Source organism: Paraburkholderia sp. WS6, assembly GCF_030464835.1.
In the GTDB taxonomy this organism is placed as follows: Bacteria; Pseudomonadota; Gammaproteobacteria; order Burkholderiales; family Burkholderiaceae; genus Paraburkholderia; species Paraburkholderia madseniana.
Map to the genome: position 1 here is coordinate 31,267 of NZ_JALQCK010000029.1, position 25,027 is coordinate 56,293.

A 25,027-nucleotide genomic window follows, 5' to 3' on the forward strand; every position below is an offset into this window, starting at 1 on the left:
CTCTCACGAATTTTCAGGAGTGTCGCAGTGACCCAGAATTACATACTGACGATCAGTTGCCCGGCCACCTCCGGCATCGTCGCGGCCGTCTCGTCCTATCTCGCGCAATCGGGCTGCTATATCAGCGAGCTGGCGCAATTCGACGACGAATCCAACGGCACATTCTTCATGCGTGCGGTGTTCCGCTTCAACGACGCGAAGACCGGCAGCATCGACAAGCTACGCACCGACTTCGGCAGCATCGCAAACGACTTCGCGATGCAATGGAAGCTCTACAGCGCCGCGCAACCGATGAAGGTGCTGCTGATGGTCAGCAAGTTCGACCATTGCCTCTCCGACCTGCTGTACAGGTATCACAAAGGCCAGTTGCATATGCAGATCACCGCCGTCGTCTCCAACCATCTGGACCTGCGGCCGATGGCGGAGCGCGAAGGCATCCGTTTCATCTATCTGCCGGTGACACCGGAAACCAAGGATCAGCAGGAAGCGGAACTGCTGAAGATCGTCGCCGAGACGGAGACGGAACTCGTGGTGCTCGCGCGCTACATGCAGATTCTCTCCAACAACCTCTGCAAGCAGCTCGCCGGCCGGGCCATCAATATCCATCACTCGTTTCTGCCGGGATTCAAAGGCGCCAAGCCGTATCACCAGGCATTCGAACGCGGCGTCAAGCTGATCGGCGCCACCGCGCACTACGTCACGTCGGATCTCGACGAAGGACCGATCATCGAACAGGAAGTGCAGCGTGTCGATCATGTCCTGCAACCGGACGGGCTCGTAGCGATCGGGCGCGATACGGAAACAGTGGCGCTGTCGCGTGCGGTGAAATTCCATACCGAACATCGCGTCTTCCTCAATCGCGACCGCACCGTGATCTTCCGCTAACCCAGGCTCAACTCATCGGCGGCAAACTATGAAAAAACGCGTTGCAATCATCGGTGCGGGCCCTTCCGGGATGGCGCAATTGCGCGCTTTCCAGTCCGCGAGAGAAAAAGGCGCAGACATTCCCGATATCGTCTGCTTCGAGAAGCAGAAGGACTGGGGCGGCATGTGGAATTACACATGGCGCACGGGCACCGACGAGAACGGCGAGCCGGTGCACGGCAGCATGTATCGCTACCTGTGGTCCAACGGACCAAAGGAATGCCTGGAGTTCGCGGACTACACATTCGAGGAGCACTTCGGCAAACCGATCGCCTCGTATCCGCCGCGCGAGGTGCTGTGGGACTATATTCGCGGACGCGTCGAGAAAGCCGGTGTACGGCCTTATATTCGCTTCAATACGGCGGTCCGCCAGGTGAGCTTCGACGCCGCATCCAGGAAATTCACCGTCACTGCGCAAGACTATTCCGCCGGCACAACGACGTCGGAAGAGTTCGACTACGTCGTCAACGCGTGTGGCCACTTCTCGACACCGAATGCGCCAAGCTTCCCCGGTTTTGAGAGTTTTGGCGGCCGCATCCTGCATGCACACGATTTCCGCGACGCGCTGGAGTTCAAGGACAAGGATGTGTTGCTGGTCGGCAGCAGCTATTCGGCGGAAGACATCGGCTCCCAGTGCTACAAGTACGGTGCGAAGAGCATCACGAGTTGCTATCGCACGGCGCCGATGGGCTATCACTGGCCCGAAAACTGGGAAGAGAAACCGATATTGCAGCGCGTGCGCGGCAATATCGCTTACTTCGCCGACGACACGCACAAGCGCGTCGACGCGATCATCCTGTGCACCGGATATCAGCATCACTTCCCGTTTCTACCCGACGAACTGCGCCTGAAGACCGGCAATCGCCTGTGGCCTTTGAACCTCTATAAAGGTATTTTCTGGGAAGACAATCCAGGCCTGATCTACCTCGGCATGCAGGACCTCTGGTATTCGTTCAACATGTTCGACGCTCAGGCCTGGTATGCGCGCGATGTAATCCTCGGGCGCATCACGCTGCCGCCGAAAGCGGAGATGACTGCACACAGCCTCGCATGGCGCGCGAAAGAAGAAAGGCTCGTCACCCACCAGGAGATGTTCGAGTTTCAGGGTAGCTACATTCAGGAGCTGCTCGATGCGACCGACTACCCGAGTTTCGACATCGAAGGGGTGAACCGAACCTTCCTCGAATGGAAACACGACAAGCATGACGACATCATGGGCTATCGCAACAAGTCCTATCGCTCGCTGATGACTGGCACGCAATCCCCACCTCATCACACGCCGTGGCTATCGGCACTCGATGACTCGATGGACGCGTATCTTGGCGAACCCGTTGCGGCGTTGAAAACCGCCGGCTAAGCGGCGCGAGCCAGGGAAGAACATGCTGATACGCACCCCCATAAGCTCGCGTCCCGCTGAGCCGGCGCTATTTGCTCGCGCGGCCGGATGCGAACGATATCGCGTGGCGGGCGGCGGCCTCACGGTCGTCGCGCTCACGCCCGGCGATACTTTACAGATCGTGGATATCGAAGGCCTGCAGCCCTGCGAACTCATGGCTTTCGATGCACACGGCGAAGCGGCGCTGGCTGCGCTCGACCTACAAGCGTCGGCGGGCGCTTCGTTCATGGCGAGTCTGTTGCATAACAGCGCGGCCTCGCACGTGCTGACCGGTCTGCTCAAGCGTGGCGTTCACGCGAACGCATTGCAGTCCGCGGCGACTATCTGGAGCGGCGACACACCGGCGGGCTTTACGCGAAAACTCATTGCCTCCGAAGCGCTGCTCGTCATCGTCGCCGCGCCGGGTGCCGCAAGGGCGATCGATTCGCAGAACCCGCCCACCGGCTTGCGCCTCACGATCGATCGCGCGAATCCCGCGCTGCTCGCCGCCCCGCCGCTTCCCGCACCATTGGCGGACACGCTGAACGACTTCACGATCCAGCCCGGCACCGCCACCGCGTACACGGTGCGCGCGGGAGAATACATTCAGGTACTGGACGTCGCGGGTCGGCAATGTTCGGATTTCGTCGCCTTCGATCTCGCCGCGCTGGATAGAAACGAGGAACTCGACCTCGACCAGACCGTGACGAGAACGCTGAATGGCAATGCGTATCCCGCTCCCGGCCTGTTCTCGAAGTTCTTCAATCGAAACATGCAGCCCATGCTCGAAGTCGTACGCGACACGGTGGGCCGTCACGACTCATTTGCCCTGGCGTGCGCGGCGCGCTATTACGAAAGCCAGGGCTATTTCGGCCATAGCAACTGCAGCGACAACATGAGCCGCGCCCTCGCCGCTTTTAACGTGGCGCCACGCCCCGGCTGGCCCGCGATCAATTTCTTCTTCAATACCGGCATCAACGCCCATCAGCAAATGACGCTCGATGAACCGTGGTCGCGCCCGGGCGACTACGTGTTGATGCGCGCGCTGACCGACCTCGTGTGCGTGAGTTCGTCCTGTCCCGACGACATCGATCCCGCGAACGGCTGGAATCCGACCGATATCCAGATCCGCGTCTATCCGAACAAGGAACGCTTCTCCATTGCCATGGCTACCCGAACCACGCCCGATGCCGAACCGGTCCTGACCCGCGAGTCAGGCTTTCATGCAAAGACGTCTGCGCTCACCCGCCATTTCACCGACTATCGCGGCTGGTGGCTGCCCACGCATTACGAGGGCTTCGGCACCGTCGAAGAATACTTCGGCTGCCGGGAGCGCGTCGCCATGATGGATCTGTCCGCGCTTCGCAAGTTCGAGATCATCGGTCCCGACGCGGAAGCCCTGTTGCAATACTGTCTGACGCGCGACGTCCGGCGCCTCGCGGTAGGCCAGGTCGTGTATTCGGCGATGTGCTATCCGCACGGCGGCATGCTCGACGACGGCACGCTGTTGCGCCTCGGCCCGGACAATTTCCGCTGGATTTGCGGCGAAGACTACGCCGGTGTCTGGCTGCGCGAGCAGGCGGCGGCGCTCGGCATGAAAGTGTGGATCAAATCGGCCTCGGATCAGATTCACAATCTGTCGATTCAGGGACCGCTAGGCCGCGAGTTGTTGAAGCAGATGGTGTGGACGCCGCCCACCCAGCCGGCGCTCGAAAAGCTCGGCTGGTTCCGCTTTCTGGTCGGCCGGCTCGACAATTACGAGGGCTGTCCGATCATGGTCTCGCGCACCGGCTACACCGGCGAACTCGGCTATGAAGTTTGGTGTCATCCGCAGGATGCAGAACGCGTGTGGGACCGCTTGTGGTCGGCTGGGAAACCGCTAGGCATGGTTCCGCTCGGACTAAACGCGCTCGATATGCTGCGCGTCGAAGCCGGCCTGATCTTCGCCGGCTACGAGTTCACCGACGAAACCGATCCGTTCGAAGCCGGCATCGGCTTCTCGGTACCGCTGAAAACCAAAGCGGACGACTTCATCGGCCGCGACGCATTGCTTGCCCGCAGCGCGCATCCGCGGCACAAGTTGGTCGGACTCGAACTCGACGGCAACGAACCCGCGCACCATGGAGATTGCGTGCACGGGCAACACAACGCGCGCGCGCAGATCGGCGTGGTCACGAGCGGCGTGCGTTCGCCGATCCTCGGCAAGAACATTGCGCTGTGCCGTATCGATATCGCCTATGCCGAACCGGGAACACGCTTGCAGGTCGGCAAGATCGACGGGCATCAGAAACGCATCGACGCTCAGGTCGTGGCGCCGATCTTCTACGATCCGGACAAGAGCCGTGTCCGCGCTTGAACGGCTGCAGCACGGGCCCTGCGTGGGCCATGGCGCGCGGCTTGCGCCAGGTGGCGCGGCGGGGCCACGCCACCAACCCCGTTCAATGCCGCATCAGGGACCACAACAGCAGCGCCAACAACAGCACCACGACCACCTGCCAGAACAGCACCGGATCGCTCTCGAGCAAGGGCTTGCGCCGAATCGGCGCCATCGCGTCTCGACCGCTCGAAAAACGATCGAGATCAGCGCAGACTTCGAGCACGTCCTGATACCTGCGCGCCGGGTCGGTCTGCAGGGCTTTCTCCAGCACCAGGTCGAGCCATTGCGGCGCGTCCGGCCGGTACTGATAGAGCGGCACGCGTCCATTAAAACCGTAGGGCAGCTTGCCGCCGCTGAACAGCCGGTACAGGGTCACGCCAAACGCGAACACCTCGGAGCGCGCATCGCCCTGTGCGCCTTTCATCAACTCAGGCGCCATATAAGCGGGCGAGCCCGGCGCGGCGTCCGGGCCCGGCAACTGCATGCCCGGCATATAACCGAAACCGAGATCGAGCAGGCGCGTGCTATCGCCCCACATCACGAGCACGTTCTCGGGTTTGATATCGCGATGGAAGATATTGCGGCGATTCAGCACGTCGATCGAATGGCCTAGCTGTTGCGCGATCTTGAGCGCACGTGGCAGTGCCATGGGCTGAGGCGCCGCCAGCAGTTTTTCGAGCGTGACGCCTGCGCCGAGCGGCATCACCACATAGAGCCGGGTTTGCCGGTCGGCATCGATCGGCATCGGCGCGAGCACGCCGTCGTCGCCGATCTTGCCGGCCAGCCAGCGCTCGCGCACGATCGACTGCCGCACGTTCTCGTCCTGCTCGACACGCGGCTTGGGAAACTTGAGCGCCAGCGGCGTGTTCGGATCGGCCAGATCGTAGCCGGCGAAAATCCGCGAATAGAAGCCATCGCTCAACACGCTCTTGAGCAGATATCCGTCGACCACCTCGCCGGCGTCGGGAACAGCCGGAATAGGCAAAACGCCGACCACACGTTCGAGGTAACCGACATCGAGCGAAGGCAGGGCGCCCACATCGAGCACCGCGCTCGTCACGTCGTCCTGCGAGCCGCGCGTCAGCGCCAGCGCGCCCAGCCGCCGTGCCGTTTCGAGCGCACCGCCGCGCGCCGCCAGCACCGTCTGCAGTTCGCGCATCGGCACGCGGCGATAGAGTCCGTCGGAGCACATCAGCAGTCGGTCGCCCTCGCGCAGCTCAAGCGTTTCGATGCGCGTCACCAGCGTCGGAAGCATGCCGACCGCGTGAGCCACATAAGAACCGAAGGCGACCGGCACCACGTCGTCGTCACCGAGCTGGGTCAGTTGGCCATCGCGCAGCAGATAGAGCCGCACATCGCCGGCCGCGACCAGATACGCGGTAGCGCGGCGCACGATCAGCGCCGCAAAGGACGCGGACATCTGCTTCAGTGCTGGGTCGACGCGGCCGATCTGATGCAGCCAGCCGTGTATTGCCTCGAGCGCGCGCGCAGCGGCCACGCCGGGCTGCAAGGTGTCGGCGAGCCCGTAATAGGCATCGATAAAGGTCCGCACCGAGAGTTCGGCTGCGACCCGTCCGCCCTTGCTGCCGCTCACGCCATCGGCGAGAGCGATCACGCTGCCACGCGCGGCGCGCGCCGCCAGATCGCCGAGCATCACGCCGACGTAGTCTTCGTTGATGTGATCCTGCCCGCGGGCGCGGGCAGGGAAAGAAACACAACCGATCTCGAGCGCGGCGCACTCGCCGCGCTCCGGCCTCAATTGCAGATCGATTTCCTGGCCGCCCATTCCGCGACCGCTAGCAGGCCTTCCCTCTGGATCGTCTGGCACCTGGCTGGTGTTCGGTGCGGGCAAGCTATCCTGGGAGAAGGGTTCACTCATTTACTTTTTGCCGTGGGTCATCACGTCGCTGGTTTCCAGATCGTGCTCGATCTTCTCGAGCACCTGCGGCGAGCGCTTCTTGAGCATCAACAACCAGACTGCGCCAACCAGCATATACGCAACGAACAGATACGGCAGGATGTTATACGGATAATCGGGCACCGGATACACGCTGCCGATCACCGCGCCGACCATCGCCAGTGCGCCGAGCACGCCCCACACGACGTTGCTAGTCTTGAGCTCGCCCTGCTTCTTCAAATAAACCGGTGCCGCGATGGCGACCAGGAAATACACGACCAGGAAGCCAAAGGTCGCAAACGTACTGGTATAGCCGAAGGTGTTGAGCGGTCCCGTGCCGAGCATCGCGATACACACCACGAAAGTCACGATGGAGGAAAACGCAACGGCAATGTACGGTGTCTGATGCGTGCGGTGCACCATGCCCATCGAGCGATGCACGAACTGATAGCGGCCCATCGAATACAGAAGACGGCTGGACGAGTTGATGCACGCAAGCACGCACGAGAACGCGCTGACCGAGGCAATCAGATAAAACACCGGACCGAGCGGCGAGGCGCCGACGCTCGTGAGCAAGGTGCTGAGCACGGCCGAATCGCCGCCGAGCTTGGCTGCGTCGTCGTGGTAGGCGATCGTCATCGAATAGGCCACAAACATGAAGAACAGGCCCGACAGGATCACGCACCAGACCACCGCGCGCGGAATGACGCGCAGCGGGTTCCTGGTTTCCTGGCCGAGCGAGGCCGCGCTCTCGAAACCCACGTACGAGAAGATGCCGAGCACCATGCCCTGTGCCATGCCCTTACCGCTCACGCCCTGCAGCCCCAGTTGCGTATGGTCGATGATATGGTCCGGATGCAGCGCGAGCACATAGATCAGCACACCGCCCACGATCACCACCGAAGCGGCTTCGATTGCCAGCGACAGGCGCGAGGAGAGCTTCACGTCACGCGCCGAGAAGAACCAGGCCAGGCCGACAAAGATCGTGTAGACCGCCCACGACGGGATATTGACACCCCAGGCCGTAAAAGCGTTCTGCACGAACACTACGCCTGCGGCGCCAACCCCCATTGCAGTGCCCACGTAAGCTGCGATCAGACCCCAGCCGGCAATGCCGCCCGCCATCGGCCCAAGCGCGCGCGAGATATAGATAAAGAACGAGCCGGCCGACGCGATCCGGCTCGAGAGCGCGATGATGCTCATGCTCACCAGCAGCAGCCCGAGCGTCGAAAGACCATAAATCAACCATGTGCCCGCACCGGCCAGCGCCGCGATCGCGGTCACGTTGATCGACGGCGTGAAGGTCGGTGAAAGGTTCGCGATAGATTGGCCGATGACCTCGGGGAAACCTAACGTGCCGGCACGCAGACCGCCGGATGGTGCCGGCGCTGCTTGCGTGGTGCTTTGCGGAGTGCTCATGTCGGGCTCCTGATAGATTGGTGAATCAAGGTTGAATGCACTCAACTTTTCCACAGTCAAAAAACTCAAAACAATTCAATTCATTTGGTCCATCCGGGAATCCAGGAAGTACCCGCGAGCGGAATGCGCGCCATTGCCGCGGCCTCGACCGTCAGCGCAACCAGATCCTCCGGTTCGAGGTGATGGACGTTCTGCTTGCCGCACGCTCGCGCGATCGTCGTCAGTTCCATGTTTAGCGTCTTGAGGTAGTTGCGCACGCGGCGTGAGCCTTCATCGGGCTGCACACGCTGTTCGAGCACCGCGTCCTGGGTGGTCACGCCGACCGGGCACTTGCCCGTGTGACAGTGATGGCAGAAACCCGGCGACGTGTTCAGCGCCGCATAGTCCGCCGCCGCCGAATGCAGCGCGCCGTTCTGAAAGTACGTGTCGCTGTTGCAACCGAGCGCCATCAGCATGCCCTGCCCGATCGCCACCGCGTCCGCGCCGAGCGCCAATGCCTTCGCCACGTCAGCACCGGTGCGGATGCCGCCCGAGACGATCAGTTGCACCTGGCCTTTCATATTCAGGTCTTCGAGCGCGTCCACAGCCTGGCGAACCGCGGCCAGCGTCGGAATGCCGACGTTCTCGATGAAGCAGGTCTGCGTCGCCGCCGTGCCGCCCTGCATCCCGTCGATCACCACCACGTCCGCGCCCGCATGCACCGCGAGCTTGACGTCGTTGAACGTGCGGGTTGCGCCGACCTTCACGTAGATCGGTTTTTCCCAATCGGTGATTTCGCGCAGTTCCTGAATCTTGATCGCCAGATCGTCCGGGCCGGTCCAGTCAGGGTGACGGCTCGCCGAACGCTGATCGACGCCGGCCGGCAACGTGCGCATCGAGGCGACGCGCGGATTGACCTTCTGCCCGAGCAGCATGCCGCCGCCGCCCGGCTTCGCGCCCTGGCCGATCACGATTTCGATCGCATCGGCGCGGCGCACGTCGTCCGGATTGAAGCCGTAGCGCGACGGCAGGCACTGATAGACCAGCGTCTTCGACGAGCGGCGCTCTTCCTGCGTCATGCCGCCGTCGCCGGTGGTGGTCGAGGTGCCCATCGCGGTCGCGGCCTGGCCGAGCGCTTCTTTCACGTTCGCGGACAGCGCACCGAAGCTCATGCCGGCGATCGTGATCGGAATATCCAGCACCACCGGCTTTTTAGCGAAGCGCGTGCCGAGCACGGTCTGCGTCGCGCATTTCTCGCGATACCCTTCGAGCGGATAGCGCGACAGCGAGGCGCCGAGAAACAGCAGATCGTCGAAATGCGGCACACGGCGTTTCGCGCCCAGACCGCGAATTTCGTAGAGGCCGCGCTGCGCGGCGGCGTGGATATAGTCGATCGTCTTGCGGTCGTAGCCTTGCGACTCTTCCTGCTGCAAGCGGACGAATTGAACGGATTTGGCTTCCATGGGGGCCTTCTTAGAGAGCGTGTGTTCAATATTCCTGGTTCGCGTCGGCGTTCCAGTGATAGAGCGTGCGAGCGGAGGCGATGCGTTTGAACGACGCCGGGTCGTGGTCCATGCCAGCGGCGGTCAGCAGCGCGCGCACCGCGTCGATATCCGCCTGCGTCATCGGCTCGTACTGCGCGTCCGCGCCGAGCGATTTCACGTCGCCGCGCACGTACAGCACCGCTTCGTAAAGCGAGTCGCCGAGTGCATCACCCGCATTGCCACAGATCACCATGCGGCCCGCCTGCGCCATGAACGCCGAGAAGCTGCCCACCGAGCCGCCCACCACGATGTCGCCACCCTTGAGCGAAATACCGCAGCGCAGGCCCGCATCGCCGTCGATCACCAGCAGGCCGCCGTGCGCCGAAGCGCCCGCGCCGTTGGACGCGAAACCCTTCACATGCACCTTGCCGCTCATCATGTTTTCCGCGACGCCGGTTCCCGCGCTGCCGTCGATCTCGATCGTCGCGTGTTTGTTCATGCCGCCCGCGTAATAGCCGGCGTGACCGGCGATCGTCACTTGCACCGGCGCATCCACACCGACTGCGAGGTTATGCGCACCATTCGGCGCGACGACCGTCACCGCCTGGCCCTCCAGTTCGCTCGCCGGTTTGTGCAGGAACTGGTTCAGCTCACGGACCGTTGTGCGCGCCAGATCGAAAGTCAGGCTTTCCATACATACATCTCCTCAGGTGCGGGTTCGAAGACCCTGGCGTTCTTGATATCGGGCAGATGCGCGAGCGAACGGAACTCGGAAGCGATCGCGACGTAGTCGTCGTTTTCCGCGACCACCGCCGGCTTGCACGCGAACGGATCGCGAATCAGCGCGAGTTCGGTCGAAGTGCCCATCAGGAACGTGTAGAAGCCGTCGAGTTCTTCGAAACCCTTCTGCAAGGCGACCGGCAACGTGTCGCCTTCGCGCAGCCGCCATTCGAGAAAGCGGCAGGCGGCTTCGGTATCGTTGTCGGTATCGAAGTGAATGCCTTGCGGTTCGAGCTTGCGGCGCACACCATGCGCGTTCGAGAGCGAGCCGTTGTGAACGAGGCAGAAGTCGTCGCCGGCCGTGAACGGATGCGCGCGGTCGGGCGTCACCGCCGATTCGGTCGCCATGCGTGTGTGGCCGACCAGGTGCGAGCCTGTCAGGTTCGCAAAGTCATAGCGCTCGGCGACTTGCGACGGCGAGCCAATATCCTTGTACAGATCGATCGAGCGGCCGCTCGACAGCAGATACAGCTTCGGATAGCGCTCGCGCAACCACGTCTTCACGCGCTCGACATTACCTTGCACCGTCAGTACCGCATGATTGCCCTTCGCATCGGCACGGGCGGTCACGTCCATCGCCGCGTTCAATGCGTCCAGCAGCGGTTGCCATGCGAAGTCCGCGCCTTCGTCGGTGAAGCCCGCGTAGATGCTCAGCTTGCGCTGGCTCGCATCGACCTGTTTGCCGAACACCGCGAGGCCCGCCGAATCCGGTCCGCGCTCGGTCATGCCGATCAGCATCGGCACCATCAGTTCGCCGAGCCGTTCGCGCAATGCCGGCGTCTTGACCAGCAAGCCCACAATTCCGCACATGGTGCTTCTCCTTAGAAAAATTCGAGGTAGGTCTTCAGTTCCCAGTCCGAAACGTGGCGCATGTATTCGAGCCACTCCATCCGTTTGAGCTTGAGGAATTCATCGGCAACCGGGCCGAGCGCGTCGCAGATCACGCGGTCGCTTTCCAGCGCATCGAGCGCCTGCTCGAGGTTTTGCGGCAGCACGCCGATACCGTGTTCGGCTAGTTTCGCGGGCGACCACTCGTAGAGATTCTCGTTAGCCGGGTCGCCCGGTGACAGACCACGGTCGACGCCGTCCAGCCCCGCGGCAATCACGGCCGCCGTCGCGAGATACGGATTGCATGCGCCATCCGGCAAGCGCAGTTCGATGCGCTCGCCCGGCATGCGCACCATCGTCGAACGGTTGTTGTCGCCGTAGCTGATGTAGGCCGGCGCCCACGTTGCGCCTGTCAGCGAACGGCCAACAACGAGGCGCTTGTACGAGTTCACCGTCGGATTGCACAGCGCGGCCAGCGCCGGCGCGTGCGCGAGCAGGCCCGCCGTGAACTGGTAGCCCAGCTTGGAGAGGCCCATGCCGAGCCTGTCCGACGGGTCCGCGAACAGATTGCGTTCGCCGTCGCCGATCGACATATGCATGTGCATGCCATTGCCGGGACGGTTCGCGAACGGCTTCGGCATGAACGAGCAGATCATGCCGAGTTCATTGGCGATCTCGGAGGCTGCCATCTTGAAGAACACGTAGTGATCGCACGAGGTCAGGCAATCGGTGTACGTGTAGTTGATTTCGAACTGCCCGTTGGCGTCTTCGTGATCGATCTGATAGACGTCGATGCCGACCGCGCGCATCGATTCGGTGAGCTTTTCCAGGAAGACGCGCGTACGCGAGAGTCCCTTGTAGTCGTAGCACGGCTTGGCGAGCGTATCGCTCGGATCGCATGGCTCCAGCGTGCCGGACGCCGAACGGCGCAGCAGCGAGAATTCCGGCTCCAGACCTGTGAAGAGCGTCCAGTTGCGCTCGGTCATCCGTGCGACCTGCTTCTTCAAGGTCACGCGCGAATCGTATTGCCACGCTTCGCCATCCACATGACCGTCGCAGACGATCCGTGCGAGACCCGGCTGCCACGGCACCGGCGTGAGCGTCGCCAGATCGCCGACGGCCATATAGTCGGGGCCGTTCGGCTCGATACCGACTCCCCAGATCGCAAACCCCGCGAAACCGGCACCCGCTTTCAACACGCTCTTCAGATGACTGACCGGCACCGATTTCGCCTTGGCCACGCCGTGAATATCGACAAACTGCGCCAGCACGTACTTCACGCCCTGCTGCGTCAGATACGCTTGCGCCTCTTCCGCCGAGCCGAAACGGGGCACGCATCCGAGCTCGTTGACCGGCAGCTTGCTCGCATCGTTCAGGTTCATCGCCACTCCTTGCAACTGCATCTTTCGTGGTTTGGAAAAGCCACACACAACGCGTGTGACCGGGTTACGCAACACGCTCCCGAACGCCGGTTTTGGCGCGCTTCGAGCTTGTTTTCAATCGGCCGGATACTTTATTGGTGAGAAACAAAGATTCTTTTTGTGAAACTCTTTGCGCGTGACTTGGCGCGGCAATCTGCTACGCTTTCCTTTTACGTGAGGCTTACATGCAAATCGGTGAAGACAATAAAACGCCGCTTGAACGCTACCTCGGCAACACCATTCGCGAATTACGCCAACGCCACGGCCTGACCATTGCTCAGGTTTCCGCTCAGGCCGGCATCAGCCGCGGCATGCTCTCGAAGATCGAAAACGCGCAGACTTCCGCAGGTCTCGAGGTCCTCAACCGCATCGCCCAGGCACTCGGCGTTTCGCTCTCCATGCTGTTCCGCAATTTCGACGTGCCGCAAGGCGGTGCACAACTCGTCAAAAAAGGCAGCGGCATGGAAGTGGTGCGCAAGGGCACCAAAAGCGGCCACACCTATCACCTGCTTGCCTATGACCAAGGTCCGCATAAGCTTTTCGAACCCTTCCTGATCACGATGGAGGACGAAGCCGAACGCTTTCCCGTGTTTCAGCATCCGGGCACCGAATTCATTCACATGCTCAAGGGCGTGATCGAATACCGCCACGGTCAGCAAACCTACATTCTTCATCCTGGCGACACCCTCACCTTCCAGGGCGAGATACCGCACGGTCCGGAACGCCTGATCAAGACGCCCATTCAATTCCTGTCGATCTTCGTGTATCCGCAATCGAGTGCAACTGACTGATCGCTCGCTGCGGCCGTCTCAGTCGATGCCTCTATCAATGCAACGTTTGTGCCATGTTTATCTGAGTGAATCAAAGATTCCCACCAATAAACGCTTTGGGCGCCATGCGTCGTTCCTGATTTCGACGCTGAAAGGTTCATCAGCCTGACTGCGGTGCACATCGTCGCTGTGACTGGTGCGACTTTGCACAAAAACGAGGTGTGCGGTTAAGCAGCGTTAAAAGCAACACTTATACAAACGCGCGCTATCGCGCCTGAATCAGCGCAATGCATCGTCCGGCAGATCGGGCAGCGCCCGCGCGAGCGACGGTTGAATCGCGTTATCCAGCACGCCGCGCGTCAGCATGACGATGTCGCCGGCGAACTGTTCCCACTCGCCCTGGCGATGCAGCAGGAAAAAATCGCGCCGCCCGAGGCGGCTCGGCGGCAACGGCATCACCGCGATATCGTCCAGATAGTGCCGCGCCTGCCACAGACACAAAGGGGTCGAAATCGCGAATCCCACCCGCGCGGCCACCAGACTCAGCAGCGGATCGGTCGCGTCGAACTCGTAACGCCGCGGACTGTTGATACCCAGATGCCGCGCGAAACGCTCGATCTGCTGGCCGATGACCGAGCGCGCCGTGTAGCGGATCAGCGGCAGTTCGAGCGCGAGCGTGCGCCAGTCGATATTGCGGCGTCCGCTCAAGTGGCTGCGTGCAACCACCACCACGAATGCCTCGGAAAACAGCGGCACTTCGACGATCCGTGCGTCGCTCAGCGTGGTCTGCGTGCAGATCGCGATATCCAGTTCGCGGTCGTGCAACTGTTTGCTAAGCCCCGGCGTGAGACCGGACCACATCGAAATCTGCCGCTCTGAATTCGACACCGCACGAATCAATTCAGGCCCGACAGTGGCCGCGAACGAATCGACGCACCCCAGGCGTACCGGCATCTTGCCGGCCTGCGAGGCATCGCCGATGCGGGTGCTCACCATCTGCGCGTGTTCGATCAACGGCCCCGCCAACTCCAGCAACGCGCGCCCCGCTACGTTCGGGCGCGGCGGACGGCTCTCGCGATCGAACAGCGTCAGGCCCTGATCTCGCTCCAGCGCGGCAATCGACTGGCTGATGGCGCTCTGGCTCACGCCGAGCTGCTTCGCCGCGCCCGTCATCGAGCCGCTGTCGCAGACAGCCACAAAAGCCTGCAACGCGCGCAGATCGATCGGGGTCGGGGTTCGTCTCATGAAATGCTCCGCTCGCGTGGGTGACATGCCGGTCATCCTGTGCGACACGACAGCATGGTGCCGAGGTTCGCAGGATTGGTGCACAGGATGAGAAATTGCACTGGCTCGCCATAAGTTTGCCTAATACAAAATTGGCGCGGCCAACGTTTTCCTAGAATTCGCCTCATTGCCTACACAGAGGTCCACATGAGCCACTACGATTTCATCGTGATTGGCGCTGGCGTCATCGGCGCGTCGGTCGCCCATCATCTCGCCGTCCTGGGCGCGCAAAGCGTGCTGGTTATCGAACAGGGCACGATCGGCGCGGGCACCACGTCACAGTCGTCCGGCCTGTTGCGCACGCACTATTCGGTGCGCCAGAACGTCGAACTCGCGCGCTCTTCGTGGTGGGCATTCAATAATTTCGCTGACTATCTCGGCGACGACGAAGCGTCCTGTGGTCTCGTCAAATGCGGCTATCTGATCTGCGCGCCCGACGGCGACAAGCTGGAGCCGCTGCGCGCCTCGCTCGCCACGCAGCAGGAGATGGGCATCGAAGTGCAACTACTCGACAGGGCGCAAGCGCACGAGCGCCTGCCGATCGCGAACTTCGACGACGCCGCGCTGATCGGCTATGAACCGGAGGCGGGTTTTGCGGATGCCTATCTGGTGGCGACCGGCTTCGCCCGTTCGGCGCGCCGGCGCGGTGTCAAGATCATGGAAGGCGTGACGGTCACGGGCCTCGTCCGCGAAGGACGCCGGATCACCGGCGTCGCAACCAGCGCGGGCAACTTCAGTTGCGGCACTCTCATCAGCACGCAGAACATCTGGACGCCTGAACTCGCCGGCTGGATCGGTGTGCCGCTGCCGGTCAAGCCGGAGCGTCACACGGTGCTTGCGCTCGAATGCGACGGTGCCGCGTATTCGTTCAAGATGCCGGCGTTCAAGGACCTCGGCTCGGCCGGCATGCTCTATTACCGCAGCTATGGCGGCAGCCAGATGCTCGTGTCCGAAGGCGTGGTGGGCGAAACGCTGAACTCGCCGGAAACCGAACAGGGCGATATCTCGCTCGACTATGTCGCCGAAGTCGGCGCGCAGGTCGCCGAACGCTTCCCGGCTTATGAGGCCGCGGGTCTCGCTTCGTCATGGACCGGTGTGTACGACGTGACGCCCGACTGGAATCCGGTGTTGGGCAAGGTCGCCGATATCGAGGGTCTCGTTGTCGGCTTTGGCTTCTCCGGGCACGGCTTCAAGCTGTCGCCGGGCATCGGCAAGATCCTCGCGCAGCATGCGCTCGGCCAGCCCACGGATGTTTCTCTCGCACCCTATGCGCTCGACCGGTTCGCCAGTGGCGCGCTACTGGTGGGCAAGTATGGCTCGGGCGCGGTCTCCTGACTACTGGACGTAAATACAGGACGTAAAGGGTGCTCAAGTCATGACAATCAACATTCTGGTTCCAGTCAAGCGCGTGGTGGACGCCAACGTCCGCGTGAGGGTCTCGTCGAACGGTTCGATCGACACCACCGGCCTTAAGATGTCGCTCAACCCGTTCGACGAATGCGCGGTCGAAAAGGCATTGCAACTCAGGGAAGCCGGCGTTGCATCGAAGGTGACGGTGATCACGTGCGGCACGCAAGCCAGCCAGGACGTGTTGCGCACGGCGCTCGCGATGGGTGCCGACGATGCCGTGCTGATCGACACATCGGCGGCAACCGCCACGCTCGATTCGCTCGCGGTGGCGCGTCTGCTGAACGCTCATATGGCGAGTCGCGAGTACGGCCTCGTGCTATGCGGCAAGCAGGCGATCGACGGCGACATCGGTGGTGTCGCCGCCATGCTCGCCGCCCTGCTCGACTGGCCGCAGGCGTTGAACGCAGGCGCACTCTCGGCCGATGGCACAGGCTGGTCCATCATGTGCGACGACGACACCGGCACGGCGACGTGGCGGCTCGAAGGCGCGGCTGTCGTCAGTGCCGACCTTCGCCTCGCCGAGCCGCGCCGCGTGACCTTGCCGAGTATCGTCAAGGCGAAGCAGAAGCCGCTCGTGATCGTGGACGCCGCCACGCTGGCCGTCGAACTCGCGCCGCAGGCCCACATCGTCAAACTCAGCGATCCGCCGGTTCGCCAGCCGGGAATCAAGGTCGCCGATACCTCCGCGCTTATCGCAGCACTGGCCGAGCGGCACGTGTTCGATCAAACAGGAGTGTCGGCATGAGAAGCCTTGTCGTTGTGGAAACGGAAGGTGGACGGCTTGCCGATGCGACGCTTCGGGTCATCAGCGCTGCCATGCAGTACGGTCGGCCGGTTGACGTGTTATTGCCTGATGCCGCGCTTGCAGCCTCTGTCGAAAAGATCGCCGGCATTGAACGTGTGCTCGTGATGACCGACGAAGCGAATGAGCACGTCGTGCCTGAAACGCTCGCCGCGCAATTGCACGCAATCCACGAGGCGTATTCGCTGATCGCGGCGAGTCATCGCACTCTCGGTCGCAGTGCATTGCCGCGCGCCGCCGCGCTAGCCGGCGGCGCATTCATTCCGGACGTGGTCGCGGTTGATGGCGATAGCGGCTTCGTGCGCGGCCTTTATGCGGGAAGCGTCATCGCCAATGTGAACACGGCCAGCGCCGTGACGTTCGCGACATTTCGGGCGTCGTCGTTCGCGCCGGCGACCGACAGCGGCGGCAACGCGCAACGCGTGACGCTCGAACCGGCTGCGGGCTTTAGCCGGACGAAGCTCGTCGAGCGCCAGGCATCGGCACGGACTGGCCGCGAATTACCCGACGCGCGGATCGTCGTCGCGGGCGGGCGCGGTCTGGCATCGAAGGACAACATGGATCGTCTCGGCGAACTGGCGGAAAAGATGGGCGCGGCGCTCGGCGCATCGCGGGCCGCGGTGGATGCCGGCTACGCGCCGAATACCGCGCAGGTCGGGCAAACCGGCAAGATGGTCGCACCCGACGTCTACCTTGCATTCGGCATCTCCGGCGCGATTCAGCATCTGGCCGGGATGAAGGACTCGAAGACCATCGTCGCAATTAATAAAGATCCGGACGCGCCGATCTTTTCGGTCGCGGACATCGGGCTCGTCGGCGATCTGTTCGAGGTGGTGGGCGAGATCGAAGCGCATGTCGGTGCAGCAGGCACGAGCCGATGACGCTTCATCTGGCGGGCGCGATTGAACCGCTGGCGGACCGCTAAGAGAACCCTATGGCAAGCAACGCACTGATCGTCAAGGACCCGACCCAGAACATCGTCTGGGTCACGCCGGAAGGTGGTGATAGACCGAACTACGCGAACATGTGAGCGCCGTAAAAAAGGCGGCTTCGGAGTCGAAGCCGCCTTTCTTATGCATTCACGCATTTGCCATCAGCGATTGCACGGTGCCTTTTTCGACATCGCCGACATAGATGCCAAAGGCATCTTCGGTCCGCTCCTTCACGTAGCGGCGCAGCATCGACTGCACGGCCGGGTCGCGAATCTCGTTCCATGGTATCGCGTCGAGCGGCACATAGCGGACGTCCGCGACTGCCGGCGCGTCGTCGACCACGCGCCCGCGATAGTAGATGTGCGTGACGCCCTTCTCCTCGAACACCGCGAACAGAAAATCGAGGTTGACGTTCAGTTTCAGAGCGTCAAGCACGCCGCGCAAACTCGTAGCGTCCGCCGGCGGTTCGAGCCGCGTGCCGGTAGGCAACTGCAATCCGCTCGCGGTCCTGGTCAGCACGAGCCCTCTGGCATGTTCGAGAATCGCGCCGACTTGCGCACGTTGGCCAGTCGCCGCCAACGCTTCCTGCGACAAACTGAAATTCACATACGCGCCGCGGCAATACCCTAATGGCGTCGCGCTGGAATGCGTGAAGTCCACCACGCGCCCGATCAGGATGATGTGATCGCCGGCGTCCACCACCTGATGCGTCTCGCAGTCGAAGCTCGCCGCCGCGCCGTCCATCACCGGGCTGCCGGTGCGCCGTGCGTGCCAGGCGACCTGTGCGAACTTGTCCGCGCTCTTCGACGCGAACACGCCCGACACCGGCCGCTGGTCTTCCGCAAGCACACTGACCGCAAAACGCTGCGTCTGCGAAAACACCGGATGGCTCGACGCGGTCCTGGCGATGCACACGAGGATCAAGGCAGGATCGAGCGACACCGACGTGAACGAATTCGCTGTAAAACCGCGCGGCGTGCCGTCCGGCTGGATCGTCGTCACCACCGTCACGCCGGTGACGAACGCGCCCAACGCGCGGCGAAACTGGATGATGTCAAAAGAAGAATCGGTCATGGCGCTGCTCCTCAGGACTGACGGCTCACATCGCGAATAAAGTGCAGAAGCCGCTGATTCACAATCGACGGCGCCGTGACGTTCATCATGTGCCGTTCGTTGGCAATAATCTCGGCGCGGCCGAGCGGCGCTGCGGCCGCCATTGACTCCGACATCGCCGGACTCGAATTCGGATCGCATTCGCCGGTCATGAACAGCGCCGGCATCGCGAGTTGCGGCAAGCGGCCCAGATGCGCCTGGTCCGAACTCGCAAAAAGCCGGTACGCGCGCGCATAGCCTTCGAGATCGACGCTCTCCAGCAACGAGCGCACGAGCTCCGCGACGTTCGCCAGATGACCCGGCACCGGGTCGTCGAACCAGCGTGCGATCGTGGCATTGATGCTCGGCTGGTCGAGCCCGCCGTTCAGCGACGCCGCGCGCTGCATGACGGCGGCCCGTTGCGACGGCGTGCGGTCGTACACCGCATTGAGCGCGGTGACGCTCGTCACCCTCGGCGGGTAGCGCAATGCGAATTCGAGCGCGATCAGCGAACCCATTGAATGACCGACGACATGCGCCGTCCGAATGCCGAGGTGATCCAGCAGCGCCAGCAACTGCGCCGCGTATTCGTCCAGTTGCGGCGACGCGGCCGGCAGCCGGCTCGCGCCGTGTCCTAGCATGTCGTAGCTAACGACACGAAAGTGCGCTCTCAACGCTGCGACCTGCGGCTCCCACACGCAGCGATTCATCCCCACGCCATGGATCAGCACGAGGACATCACCCTCGCCGGCCACGCTGTAGGCCGTGCCGTCAAACACGCCTTTCATCGACGCATTTGCGATGTCGGTTTCACGCTTCATTGGAGCCCAGCTCCTTCAGATCCTGATAGCGGTCGCCGATCCGGTGGTGCGGCCGCCCGCCAATCGACGCACCGAGCGCAATCACGAGTTCGTCCGGCGCAGGCGCGTCGATGATCGAAAACTGGATGGTCAGGTAGTGCGAGCGCATGCCTTCGTCGCCCTTGTGCATCAACGGGATCGTGACCGGGCAGTTCGGGCCGCCACGCAGGTTCGTAAAGCTCAGATAACTTTTAGCGCCGACCGCTTCGCGAAACTTGTTGCCAAAGCGCAGCGTATGAATCAGCGCCGACGCGTGTTCGACTTCACCTGACGTCCCAACGATCGCCGCCTTGCCGTAACCCTCCACCGCATCGCCGGAACCGGCGATGCGCAGAATCTCGGCCGTCAGCACTTCACCGAGTTGCGGCGCGAGCGAGTGAATCTCCGGCCTCAGGTCCTCGACGAAGCCGCGCCCGGCCCATGGATTGCGCAGCACCGCCGCAGCCGCGAACAGTTTCAACGGCCGGGCAGCAGCTTTGCCGCCTTCGATGAACGTGTCTTCCACATAGGTGATCAGTTTGCGAATCTCGAGCTTCATCAGACTTCCTCCGGAGACAGATGCGCCTTGGCTCAGTGCGCGGCGCGCTGTGAGTATTATGGTATTCCATATTAGCGTATGCAAGATTTTTCATCCCGACGACGGGTTTACGAGACTCCCTTCAGTGCACGGACGAAAAAAAACCGTCGCGCGCGACGGTTTTTCTGGCGAACGATACGAAGTGTTCAGGCGCTTTCGCTTTGATCCGCGACACGCTCGGCGAGCGTGGCCATGGCGATGGCTGCCGTGCGCCGCACATGCTCGAGCGACGCGGCAGCAGCCGCAGCGCCGTCCTTCTTTGCAATCGCGCTCAACAACTTGTTCATTTCGCGATTCGAATCCACGCCGCGCCCCGGCGACGAGATCGTCACCGAACGTAACTGGTTGATGCGGCCGTTCAGCGATTTGACCACCTGATGCATCATCAGCTTGTGGCCGCCCGCGAACATCGCTTCGTAAAAGCGTTCGGTGTAAGCCAACACCCGGCGAAAGTCGGACTTGTCGAAAGCGTCTTCGATTTCCTTGCGGATTTCGCGCAACTGCTTCACGAGCGCGGGCGTTGCAAGCTCGGCGCAAGCCCGGGCCGCCTCCGACTCGAGCAACGCCCGAATCTCGTAGATTTCCTGCACCTGTTCCGGATCGAGCCGCGCGACGATGGGGCCGGAATGCGCGACCGTCTCCACCAGCCCTTCCGTTTCCAGATGGCGCAGCACTTCGCGCACCACGGTGCGGCTCACGCCAAGCTGATCGCACAATGTTCGCTCTATCAACCGGTCGCCTGGACGATAGAAGCCCTGCGAAATGGCCTCGCGCAGCTTCTCGAGCGTGAGTTCGCGAAGGGTCGGCGCACTACGGTCAACGCGCATCTGTTCGATCATGGCGAGCTTCCCAAGCGAGATGCTGGGTCAGTTGGTTTTTGGAATACCATAGTATCGCACAGTCGTCGGCTACGGACCGCGATGCCGCGCGTCATGCGGGAAACACCTGCGCATGGGCGCGGTCCCAGTCGAGCCAGGCTTGCGCGCCCACCGCGAGCCCCGCCTCATGGGCGCCCACCGCTGTGCGCACCGCGATCTCCTGCTGCCAGGGCGTCGCCACCGAATAGTGCATGGTGTCGCCCAGATACGTGATGTCACGCACGACGACCGGCAAGCCATCGTTCGCCATGTGCGGCGCCTGCACGCGGATACGGATCTGTTCGGGCCGCAGCATCAGCGCGCCGCCGTCGCCCGCGTTAAGCGCATGGTCGCAGCCCGCGATCGGCACCGGCCTGCCGTTGGGAAACACCGCATGCGAGTCCGCATGGCCGCCGGCCAACGTGACCGGCAGGAAGTTGGAATTGCCGATGAAGCTTGCCACGAAGCGCGACGCCGGCTTTCGGTAAAGATCCTCACCCGTGCCGACCTGCTCGATGCGCCCTTTGTTGAACACCGCGATCCGGTCGGACAGGCGCAATGCCTCTTCCTGATCATGCGTCACGTACAGGATCGTGACACCGGTTTGCTGATGAATGCGCCGCAGTTCGGTCTGCAGTTCTTCACGCAGCTTCTTGTCGAGCGCGGACAGCGGCTCGTCCATCAGCAGCACTGGCGGATCGTAGGCCAGCGCACGCGCAATCGCGACACGCTGTTGCATGCCGCCCGACAACTGCCCGGGCATCCGGTCACGGCAATCGGCCAGATGCACGAGCTTGAGCATTTCATCGACTTTCGCGCGCACTTTCGCCTCCGCCCAGCGTCGCACGCGCAACGGAAACGCGACGTTCTCGCCGACCGTCAGATGCGGAAACAGCGTGTAGCGCTGAAACACCATGCCGATGTTACGGCGGTTCGGCGCGACCGACAGCAGCGGCTTGCCGTCGAGCAACACGCGGCCGTCGGTCGGCGACTGGAAGCCCGCAACGATGTACAGCGTGGTGCTCTTGCCCGAGCCAGACGGCCCGAGGAAAGTCATGAACTCGCCCTTCTCGATGTCGAGCGACACCTGATCGATGGCGACGACCTGATCGTAGGTCTTGCGAAGACGCTGAATCTGCAAAAACGGCGCGCTCACGATTTACCTCTCTTCAATACAAGGCTCAGCAACATCAGGACGACGGTCAGTCCGACGAGCAACGACGACGCGGCGGCGATCACCGGGGTCAGATCCTGCCGCAGCGTGCTCCAGATGCGCACCGGCAACGTCTGCAGCGTCGGGCTGGCCATAAAGATCGACACGACGACCTCGTCCCACGACGCAAGAAACGAGAAGATCGCCGCCGCAAACAGGCCGAGCCGGATACCCGGCAGCGTGACGCGCCATTTCACTTCAAGCGGCCCGGCGCCGCAGATCAGCGCGGCATCCTCGAGCGACGTGTCGAAACTTTCCAGCGAGTTGCTGATCGCGATGATCGAAAACGGCAACGCGATGATCAGATGGCCGATCACGAAACCGACCAGCGTGCCGGTCAAGCCGATACGCAGGAAGAAGCCATACAGCGCAACGGCGAGCACGACGACGGGCAGCACCATCGGCGTCAGAAAGAACGCCTTGAGCAAGGCACGTCCACGAAAATTGCCGCGTGTCAGCGCCAGCGACGCGAGCAGCCCCAGCACTACCGACAGCACCATCACGACGAGCCCCAGCTCGACGCTCGTCAGCAGCGAGTCGAGCCAGCCCGGATCGGCAAACAGCATGCCGTACCACTGCAGCGTCCAGCCGGGTGGAGGAAACATTAGCCATTGCGAATTACCGAACGAGAGCGCGACGATGAACAGCACCGGCAGCAGCAGGAACAGCGACACCGCTCCGCCGACGCTCAGCAGCAGCCAGCGCAACGGGCCAAGACGATCGAAATCGAGCAGCATGTCAGTGAACTCCTGTGGCGCTCACGGCGCGGCTCGAGAAGCGAAGCTGCACCGCGTACAACGACAACGTGACGAGCAGCAGCACGAACGCGGCCGCCCCCGCCAGCCCCCAATTCAGCAACTGCTGGACAAGTTGGGCGATCAGTTCGGCAAGCATCATGTATTCCGGGCCGCCCAACAGCGCGGGTGTGACGAAGTAGCCGAGCGCCATCACGAACACCATCAGCGCGCCGCTCGCAATGCCTGGCATCGCGAGCGGCACCAGCACCCGCCAGAATGCCTGCCAGCGGGTCGCGCCGCAGATTGCGGCGGCGCGCAGCGTGGTCGGATCGATCGCGCGCAAGGTGGCATGCAACGGCATCACGAGAAACGGCAACATGATGTAGGTCATGCCGATTGTCACACCGGTGAGGTTATTCACGAGCGTGAACGGCTCATGGATCACGCCAAGCCACATCAGCAAACGGTTGATCGGGCCAGTCTGTTGCAGCAGCACCATCCATGCGAAAGTGCGCGCAAGCAGATTGGTCCACATTGACAGCAGCAGGATCGCGAACATCAGCTTGCCGATCCAACGCGGCGCGATCGCGAGCAGCCACGCGGTCGGAAAACCGATCACAACCGTCACGACGGTCACCACCGAAGCGACGAAAAACGTATTGCCGAACACGCGCAGATAGGTGGTCGAGCCGAATAGCTGCGCGTAGTTCTGAATGCCGGGCGTCGGCTCCAGCACGCTGCGCAGCAGCAGCGAAAGCACCGGCAACACGAAGAACACAACCAGCAGGAACAGCGCCGGCGCGATCAGCCGGATTTTCCTGAGGCCGACTGTCATCTTCGGCGCCACGACCGGCGGTTCCGCGATAGTACTGACGGCATTCGACATGATGACTCCTTCGCTGGGTTCGTCCGGCCGCGCTTTACTTCGACTGCCACGCGTACCAGCGCTTCGCGATTTCATCGCGGTGATCGGCCCAGTACTTCATGTCGAGATTGATCTGCGTCGTCTTGTACTGATCCGGCTGGGTCTTCGCGACATCCGGCGGCAGAAGCGCGGCGGATTTCAGATTGACGGGCGCATAACCGGTTTCCGCCGCGAAATTCGCCTGGGCCTGTGCACCCGTCGCGCTGGCAAGGAGCTTCATGGCCTCGGCTTTATGTTTCGTGCCCTTCGGCACGACCAGCATGTCCGCTGCGGTCAGGTTCTGATTCCACGATATGCCCACGTCCACACCGGTCTGCTGCAATGCATGCAGCCGGCCGTTCCAGAACACGCCGATCGGCGCTTCGCCGGATGCCATCAATTGCTGCGACTGAGCGCCGCCGCTCCACCAGACGATCTGGCTCTTGATCGTGTCGAGCTTTTTGAAGGCGCGATCGAGATCGAGCGGATAGAGTTTGTCAGGCGCGACGCCGTCGGCGAGCAAAGCGACTTCGAGCACGCCGGGCGCAGACCACTTGTAGAACGTGCGCTTGCCGGGAAAGCGCTTCGTGTCGAACAGGTCGGTATAGTTCGCCGGCGCGCCGCTCTTGTACGCCGCCTTGTTGTAGCCAAGCACGAACGAATAGTAAAAGCTGCCCACAGCGCCCGCCGACATGAAGCGCGGGTCCAGTTGCGCCTTGTCTACCACCGAATAGTCGATCGGTTCGACGAGGCCGTCACGCAGCGCCGCATACGCAAAATCACCTTCGACGTCGACCACGTCCCACTGCACGTTGCCGCTGTCGACCATGGCCTTGAGCTTGCCATAATCGGTCGGGCCGTCCATCAGGACCTGAATGCCCGATGCCTGCGTGAACGGTTGCGTCCAGTCCTTCTGCTGAGCCGACTGCGTCGTCCCGCCCCAACTGGCGAATACGATCGGCGCGGGGGCCGCTGACACCGGCGCATGGATCAACACGGCCGCTGTGGCGGCCACGGCGGCAACCACAGTGACGGCCACTGCGCGCGCCCGCGCGGGCATACGTAGCGCTTGCTTCATGACGACTGCTCCTTGAAAGGATACGGC

Annotated in this window: 23 protein-coding genes; 8 read left to right on the top strand and 15 right to left on the bottom strand. The window is 62.5% G+C overall.

The genetic code is table 11. The features are described from left to right. Window positions 1-27: 27 nt before the first annotated feature. The 3 genes from purU to M0D64_RS28960 are packed head-to-tail and all read left to right on the top strand — an operon-like array spanning window position 28 to window position 4,655. Window positions 28-885, top strand: coding sequence for a formyltetrahydrofolate deformylase (gene purU, locus M0D64_RS28950; RefSeq protein WP_054041202.1), 858 nt, complete (start codon window positions 28-30; stop codon window positions 883-885). Between the two features lie 28 nt (window positions 886-913). Next, window positions 914-2,281: an NAD(P)/FAD-dependent oxidoreductase gene (locus M0D64_RS28955; RefSeq protein WP_266260269.1), complete on the top strand. Its 1,368-nt coding sequence runs from the start codon at window positions 914-916 to the stop codon at window positions 2,279-2,281. 22 nt (window positions 2,282-2,303) lie between these two features. Next, the gene (locus M0D64_RS28960; protein WP_266260270.1) at window positions 2,304-4,655 is read left to right on the top strand and encodes a DUF1989 domain-containing protein; all 2,352 of its coding nucleotides are present in this window, start codon (window positions 2,304-2,306) and stop codon (window positions 4,653-4,655) included. A gap of 82 nt (window positions 4,656-4,737) precedes the next feature. Here M0D64_RS28960 and M0D64_RS28965 read toward each other — a convergent pair whose 3' ends face one another. The 6 genes from M0D64_RS28965 to glnT all read right to left on the bottom strand — a co-directional run bounded on the left by M0D64_RS28965 (window position 4,738) and on the right by glnT (window position 12,445). Further along, the gene (locus M0D64_RS28965; RefSeq protein ID WP_266240916.1) at window positions 4,738-6,555 is read right to left on the bottom strand and encodes a bifunctional protein-serine/threonine kinase/phosphatase; all 1,818 of its coding nucleotides are present in this window, start codon (window positions 6,553-6,555) and stop codon (window positions 4,738-4,740) included. Then, the gene (locus M0D64_RS28970) at window positions 6,556-7,992 is read right to left on the bottom strand and encodes an APC family permease (RefSeq protein WP_154563661.1); all 1,437 of its coding nucleotides are present in this window, start codon (window positions 7,990-7,992) and stop codon (window positions 6,556-6,558) included. Between the two features lie 80 nt (window positions 7,993-8,072). Next, complete coding sequence (locus M0D64_RS28975; RefSeq protein ID WP_154563659.1) at window positions 8,073-9,434, bottom strand: FMN-binding glutamate synthase family protein; 1,362 nt, start codon at window positions 9,432-9,434, stop codon at window positions 8,073-8,075. A gap of 25 nt (window positions 9,435-9,459) precedes the next feature. Further along, on the bottom strand, window positions 9,460-10,149 hold the full coding sequence (locus M0D64_RS28980) for a protein glxC (RefSeq protein WP_266240915.1): 690 nt from the start codon (window positions 10,147-10,149) through the stop codon (window positions 9,460-9,462). Then, window positions 10,137-11,045, bottom strand: coding sequence for a glutamine amidotransferase family protein (locus M0D64_RS28985; protein WP_266240914.1), 909 nt, complete (start codon window positions 11,043-11,045; stop codon window positions 10,137-10,139). Before M0D64_RS28985 ends, M0D64_RS28980 begins: the two co-directional genes overlap by 13 nt. 11 nt (window positions 11,046-11,056) lie before the next feature. Further along, the gene (gene glnT, locus M0D64_RS28990; protein ID WP_266240913.1) at window positions 11,057-12,445 is read right to left on the bottom strand and encodes a type III glutamate--ammonia ligase; all 1,389 of its coding nucleotides are present in this window, start codon (window positions 12,443-12,445) and stop codon (window positions 11,057-11,059) included. Between the two features lie 224 nt (window positions 12,446-12,669). Here glnT and M0D64_RS28995 point away from each other — a divergent pair, with 224 nt between their 5' ends. After that, on the top strand, window positions 12,670-13,275 hold the full coding sequence (locus M0D64_RS28995) for a helix-turn-helix domain-containing protein (RefSeq protein WP_154563653.1): 606 nt from the start codon (window positions 12,670-12,672) through the stop codon (window positions 13,273-13,275). A 258-nt stretch (window positions 13,276-13,533) separates the two neighbouring features. Here the strand turns inward: M0D64_RS28995 and M0D64_RS29000 are convergent, their stop codons facing one another. Next, the gene (locus M0D64_RS29000) at window positions 13,534-14,499 is read right to left on the bottom strand and encodes a LysR family transcriptional regulator (protein ID WP_266240912.1); all 966 of its coding nucleotides are present in this window, start codon (window positions 14,497-14,499) and stop codon (window positions 13,534-13,536) included. A 186-nt stretch (window positions 14,500-14,685) separates the two neighbouring features. On the opposite strand from M0D64_RS29000, the gene M0D64_RS29005 reads away from it, so the two are divergent. Genes M0D64_RS29005 through M0D64_RS29020 form a run of 4 tightly spaced genes read left to right on the top strand, consistent with a single transcriptional unit; the run spans window position 14,686 to window position 17,780 of the window. Then, window positions 14,686-15,873, top strand: a complete 1,188-nt coding sequence (locus M0D64_RS29005; RefSeq protein WP_266240911.1) for an FAD-binding oxidoreductase — start codon at window positions 14,686-14,688, stop codon at window positions 15,871-15,873. 46 nt (window positions 15,874-15,919) lie between these two features. Beyond that, window positions 15,920-16,693 (top strand): electron transfer flavoprotein subunit beta/FixA family protein, encoded by a 774-nt coding sequence (locus M0D64_RS29010; RefSeq protein WP_266240941.1) that lies wholly within the window; start codon window positions 15,920-15,922, stop codon window positions 16,691-16,693. Further along, window positions 16,690-17,631, top strand: a complete 942-nt coding sequence (locus tag M0D64_RS29015; protein WP_301717697.1) for an electron transfer flavoprotein subunit alpha/FixB family protein — start codon at window positions 16,690-16,692, stop codon at window positions 17,629-17,631. The genes M0D64_RS29010 and M0D64_RS29015 overlap by 4 nt, the downstream gene beginning before the upstream one ends. Before the next feature lie 53 nt (window positions 17,632-17,684). Further along, entirely contained in the window at window positions 17,685-17,780 is a 96-nt protein-coding gene (locus tag M0D64_RS29020; RefSeq protein ID WP_266240910.1) for a 4Fe-4S dicluster domain-containing protein, read from the top strand. Window positions 17,781-17,829: 49 nt separating this feature from the next. On the opposite strand, the gene M0D64_RS29025 is transcribed toward M0D64_RS29020, so the two are convergent. From M0D64_RS29025 to M0D64_RS29060, 8 genes are all read right to left on the bottom strand, one after another. Then, window positions 17,830-18,756 carry a flavin reductase gene (locus tag M0D64_RS29025; RefSeq protein WP_266240909.1) on the bottom strand — a complete coding sequence of 309 codons (927 nt, stop codon included), beginning with the start codon at window positions 18,754-18,756 and terminating at the stop codon, window positions 17,830-17,832. A gap of 11 nt (window positions 18,757-18,767) precedes the next feature. Next, the gene (locus M0D64_RS29030) at window positions 18,768-19,595 is read right to left on the bottom strand and encodes an alpha/beta fold hydrolase (protein ID WP_154563639.1); all 828 of its coding nucleotides are present in this window, start codon (window positions 19,593-19,595) and stop codon (window positions 18,768-18,770) included. Continuing rightward, window positions 19,585-20,172: an amino acid synthesis family protein gene (locus M0D64_RS29035; RefSeq protein ID WP_154563637.1), complete on the bottom strand. Its 588-nt coding sequence runs from the start codon at window positions 20,170-20,172 to the stop codon at window positions 19,585-19,587. Before M0D64_RS29035 ends, M0D64_RS29030 begins: the two co-directional genes overlap by 11 nt. A gap of 185 nt (window positions 20,173-20,357) precedes the next feature. Then, a complete protein-coding gene (locus M0D64_RS29040) occupies window positions 20,358-21,050 on the bottom strand; it encodes a GntR family transcriptional regulator (RefSeq protein WP_154563635.1) in 693 nt (230 codons plus the stop codon). 91 nt (window positions 21,051-21,141) lie between these two features. Beyond that, on the bottom strand, window positions 21,142-22,224 hold the full coding sequence (locus tag M0D64_RS29045; RefSeq protein ID WP_168435831.1) for an ABC transporter ATP-binding protein: 1,083 nt from the start codon (window positions 22,222-22,224) through the stop codon (window positions 21,142-21,144). Next, the gene (locus M0D64_RS29050; protein ID WP_154563633.1) at window positions 22,221-23,018 is read right to left on the bottom strand and encodes an ABC transporter permease; all 798 of its coding nucleotides are present in this window, start codon (window positions 23,016-23,018) and stop codon (window positions 22,221-22,223) included. Before M0D64_RS29050 ends, M0D64_RS29045 begins: the two co-directional genes overlap by 4 nt. Before the next feature lies 1 nt (window position 23,019). After that, a complete protein-coding gene (locus M0D64_RS29055; protein ID WP_266240940.1) occupies window positions 23,020-23,853 on the bottom strand; it encodes an ABC transporter permease in 834 nt (277 codons plus the stop codon). A gap of 85 nt (window positions 23,854-23,938) precedes the next feature. Continuing rightward, window positions 23,939-25,000 carry an ABC transporter substrate-binding protein gene (locus tag M0D64_RS29060; RefSeq protein WP_308102515.1) on the bottom strand — a complete coding sequence of 354 codons (1,062 nt, stop codon included), beginning with the start codon at window positions 24,998-25,000 and terminating at the stop codon, window positions 23,939-23,941. Window positions 25,001-25,027 lie beyond the last annotated feature (27 nt).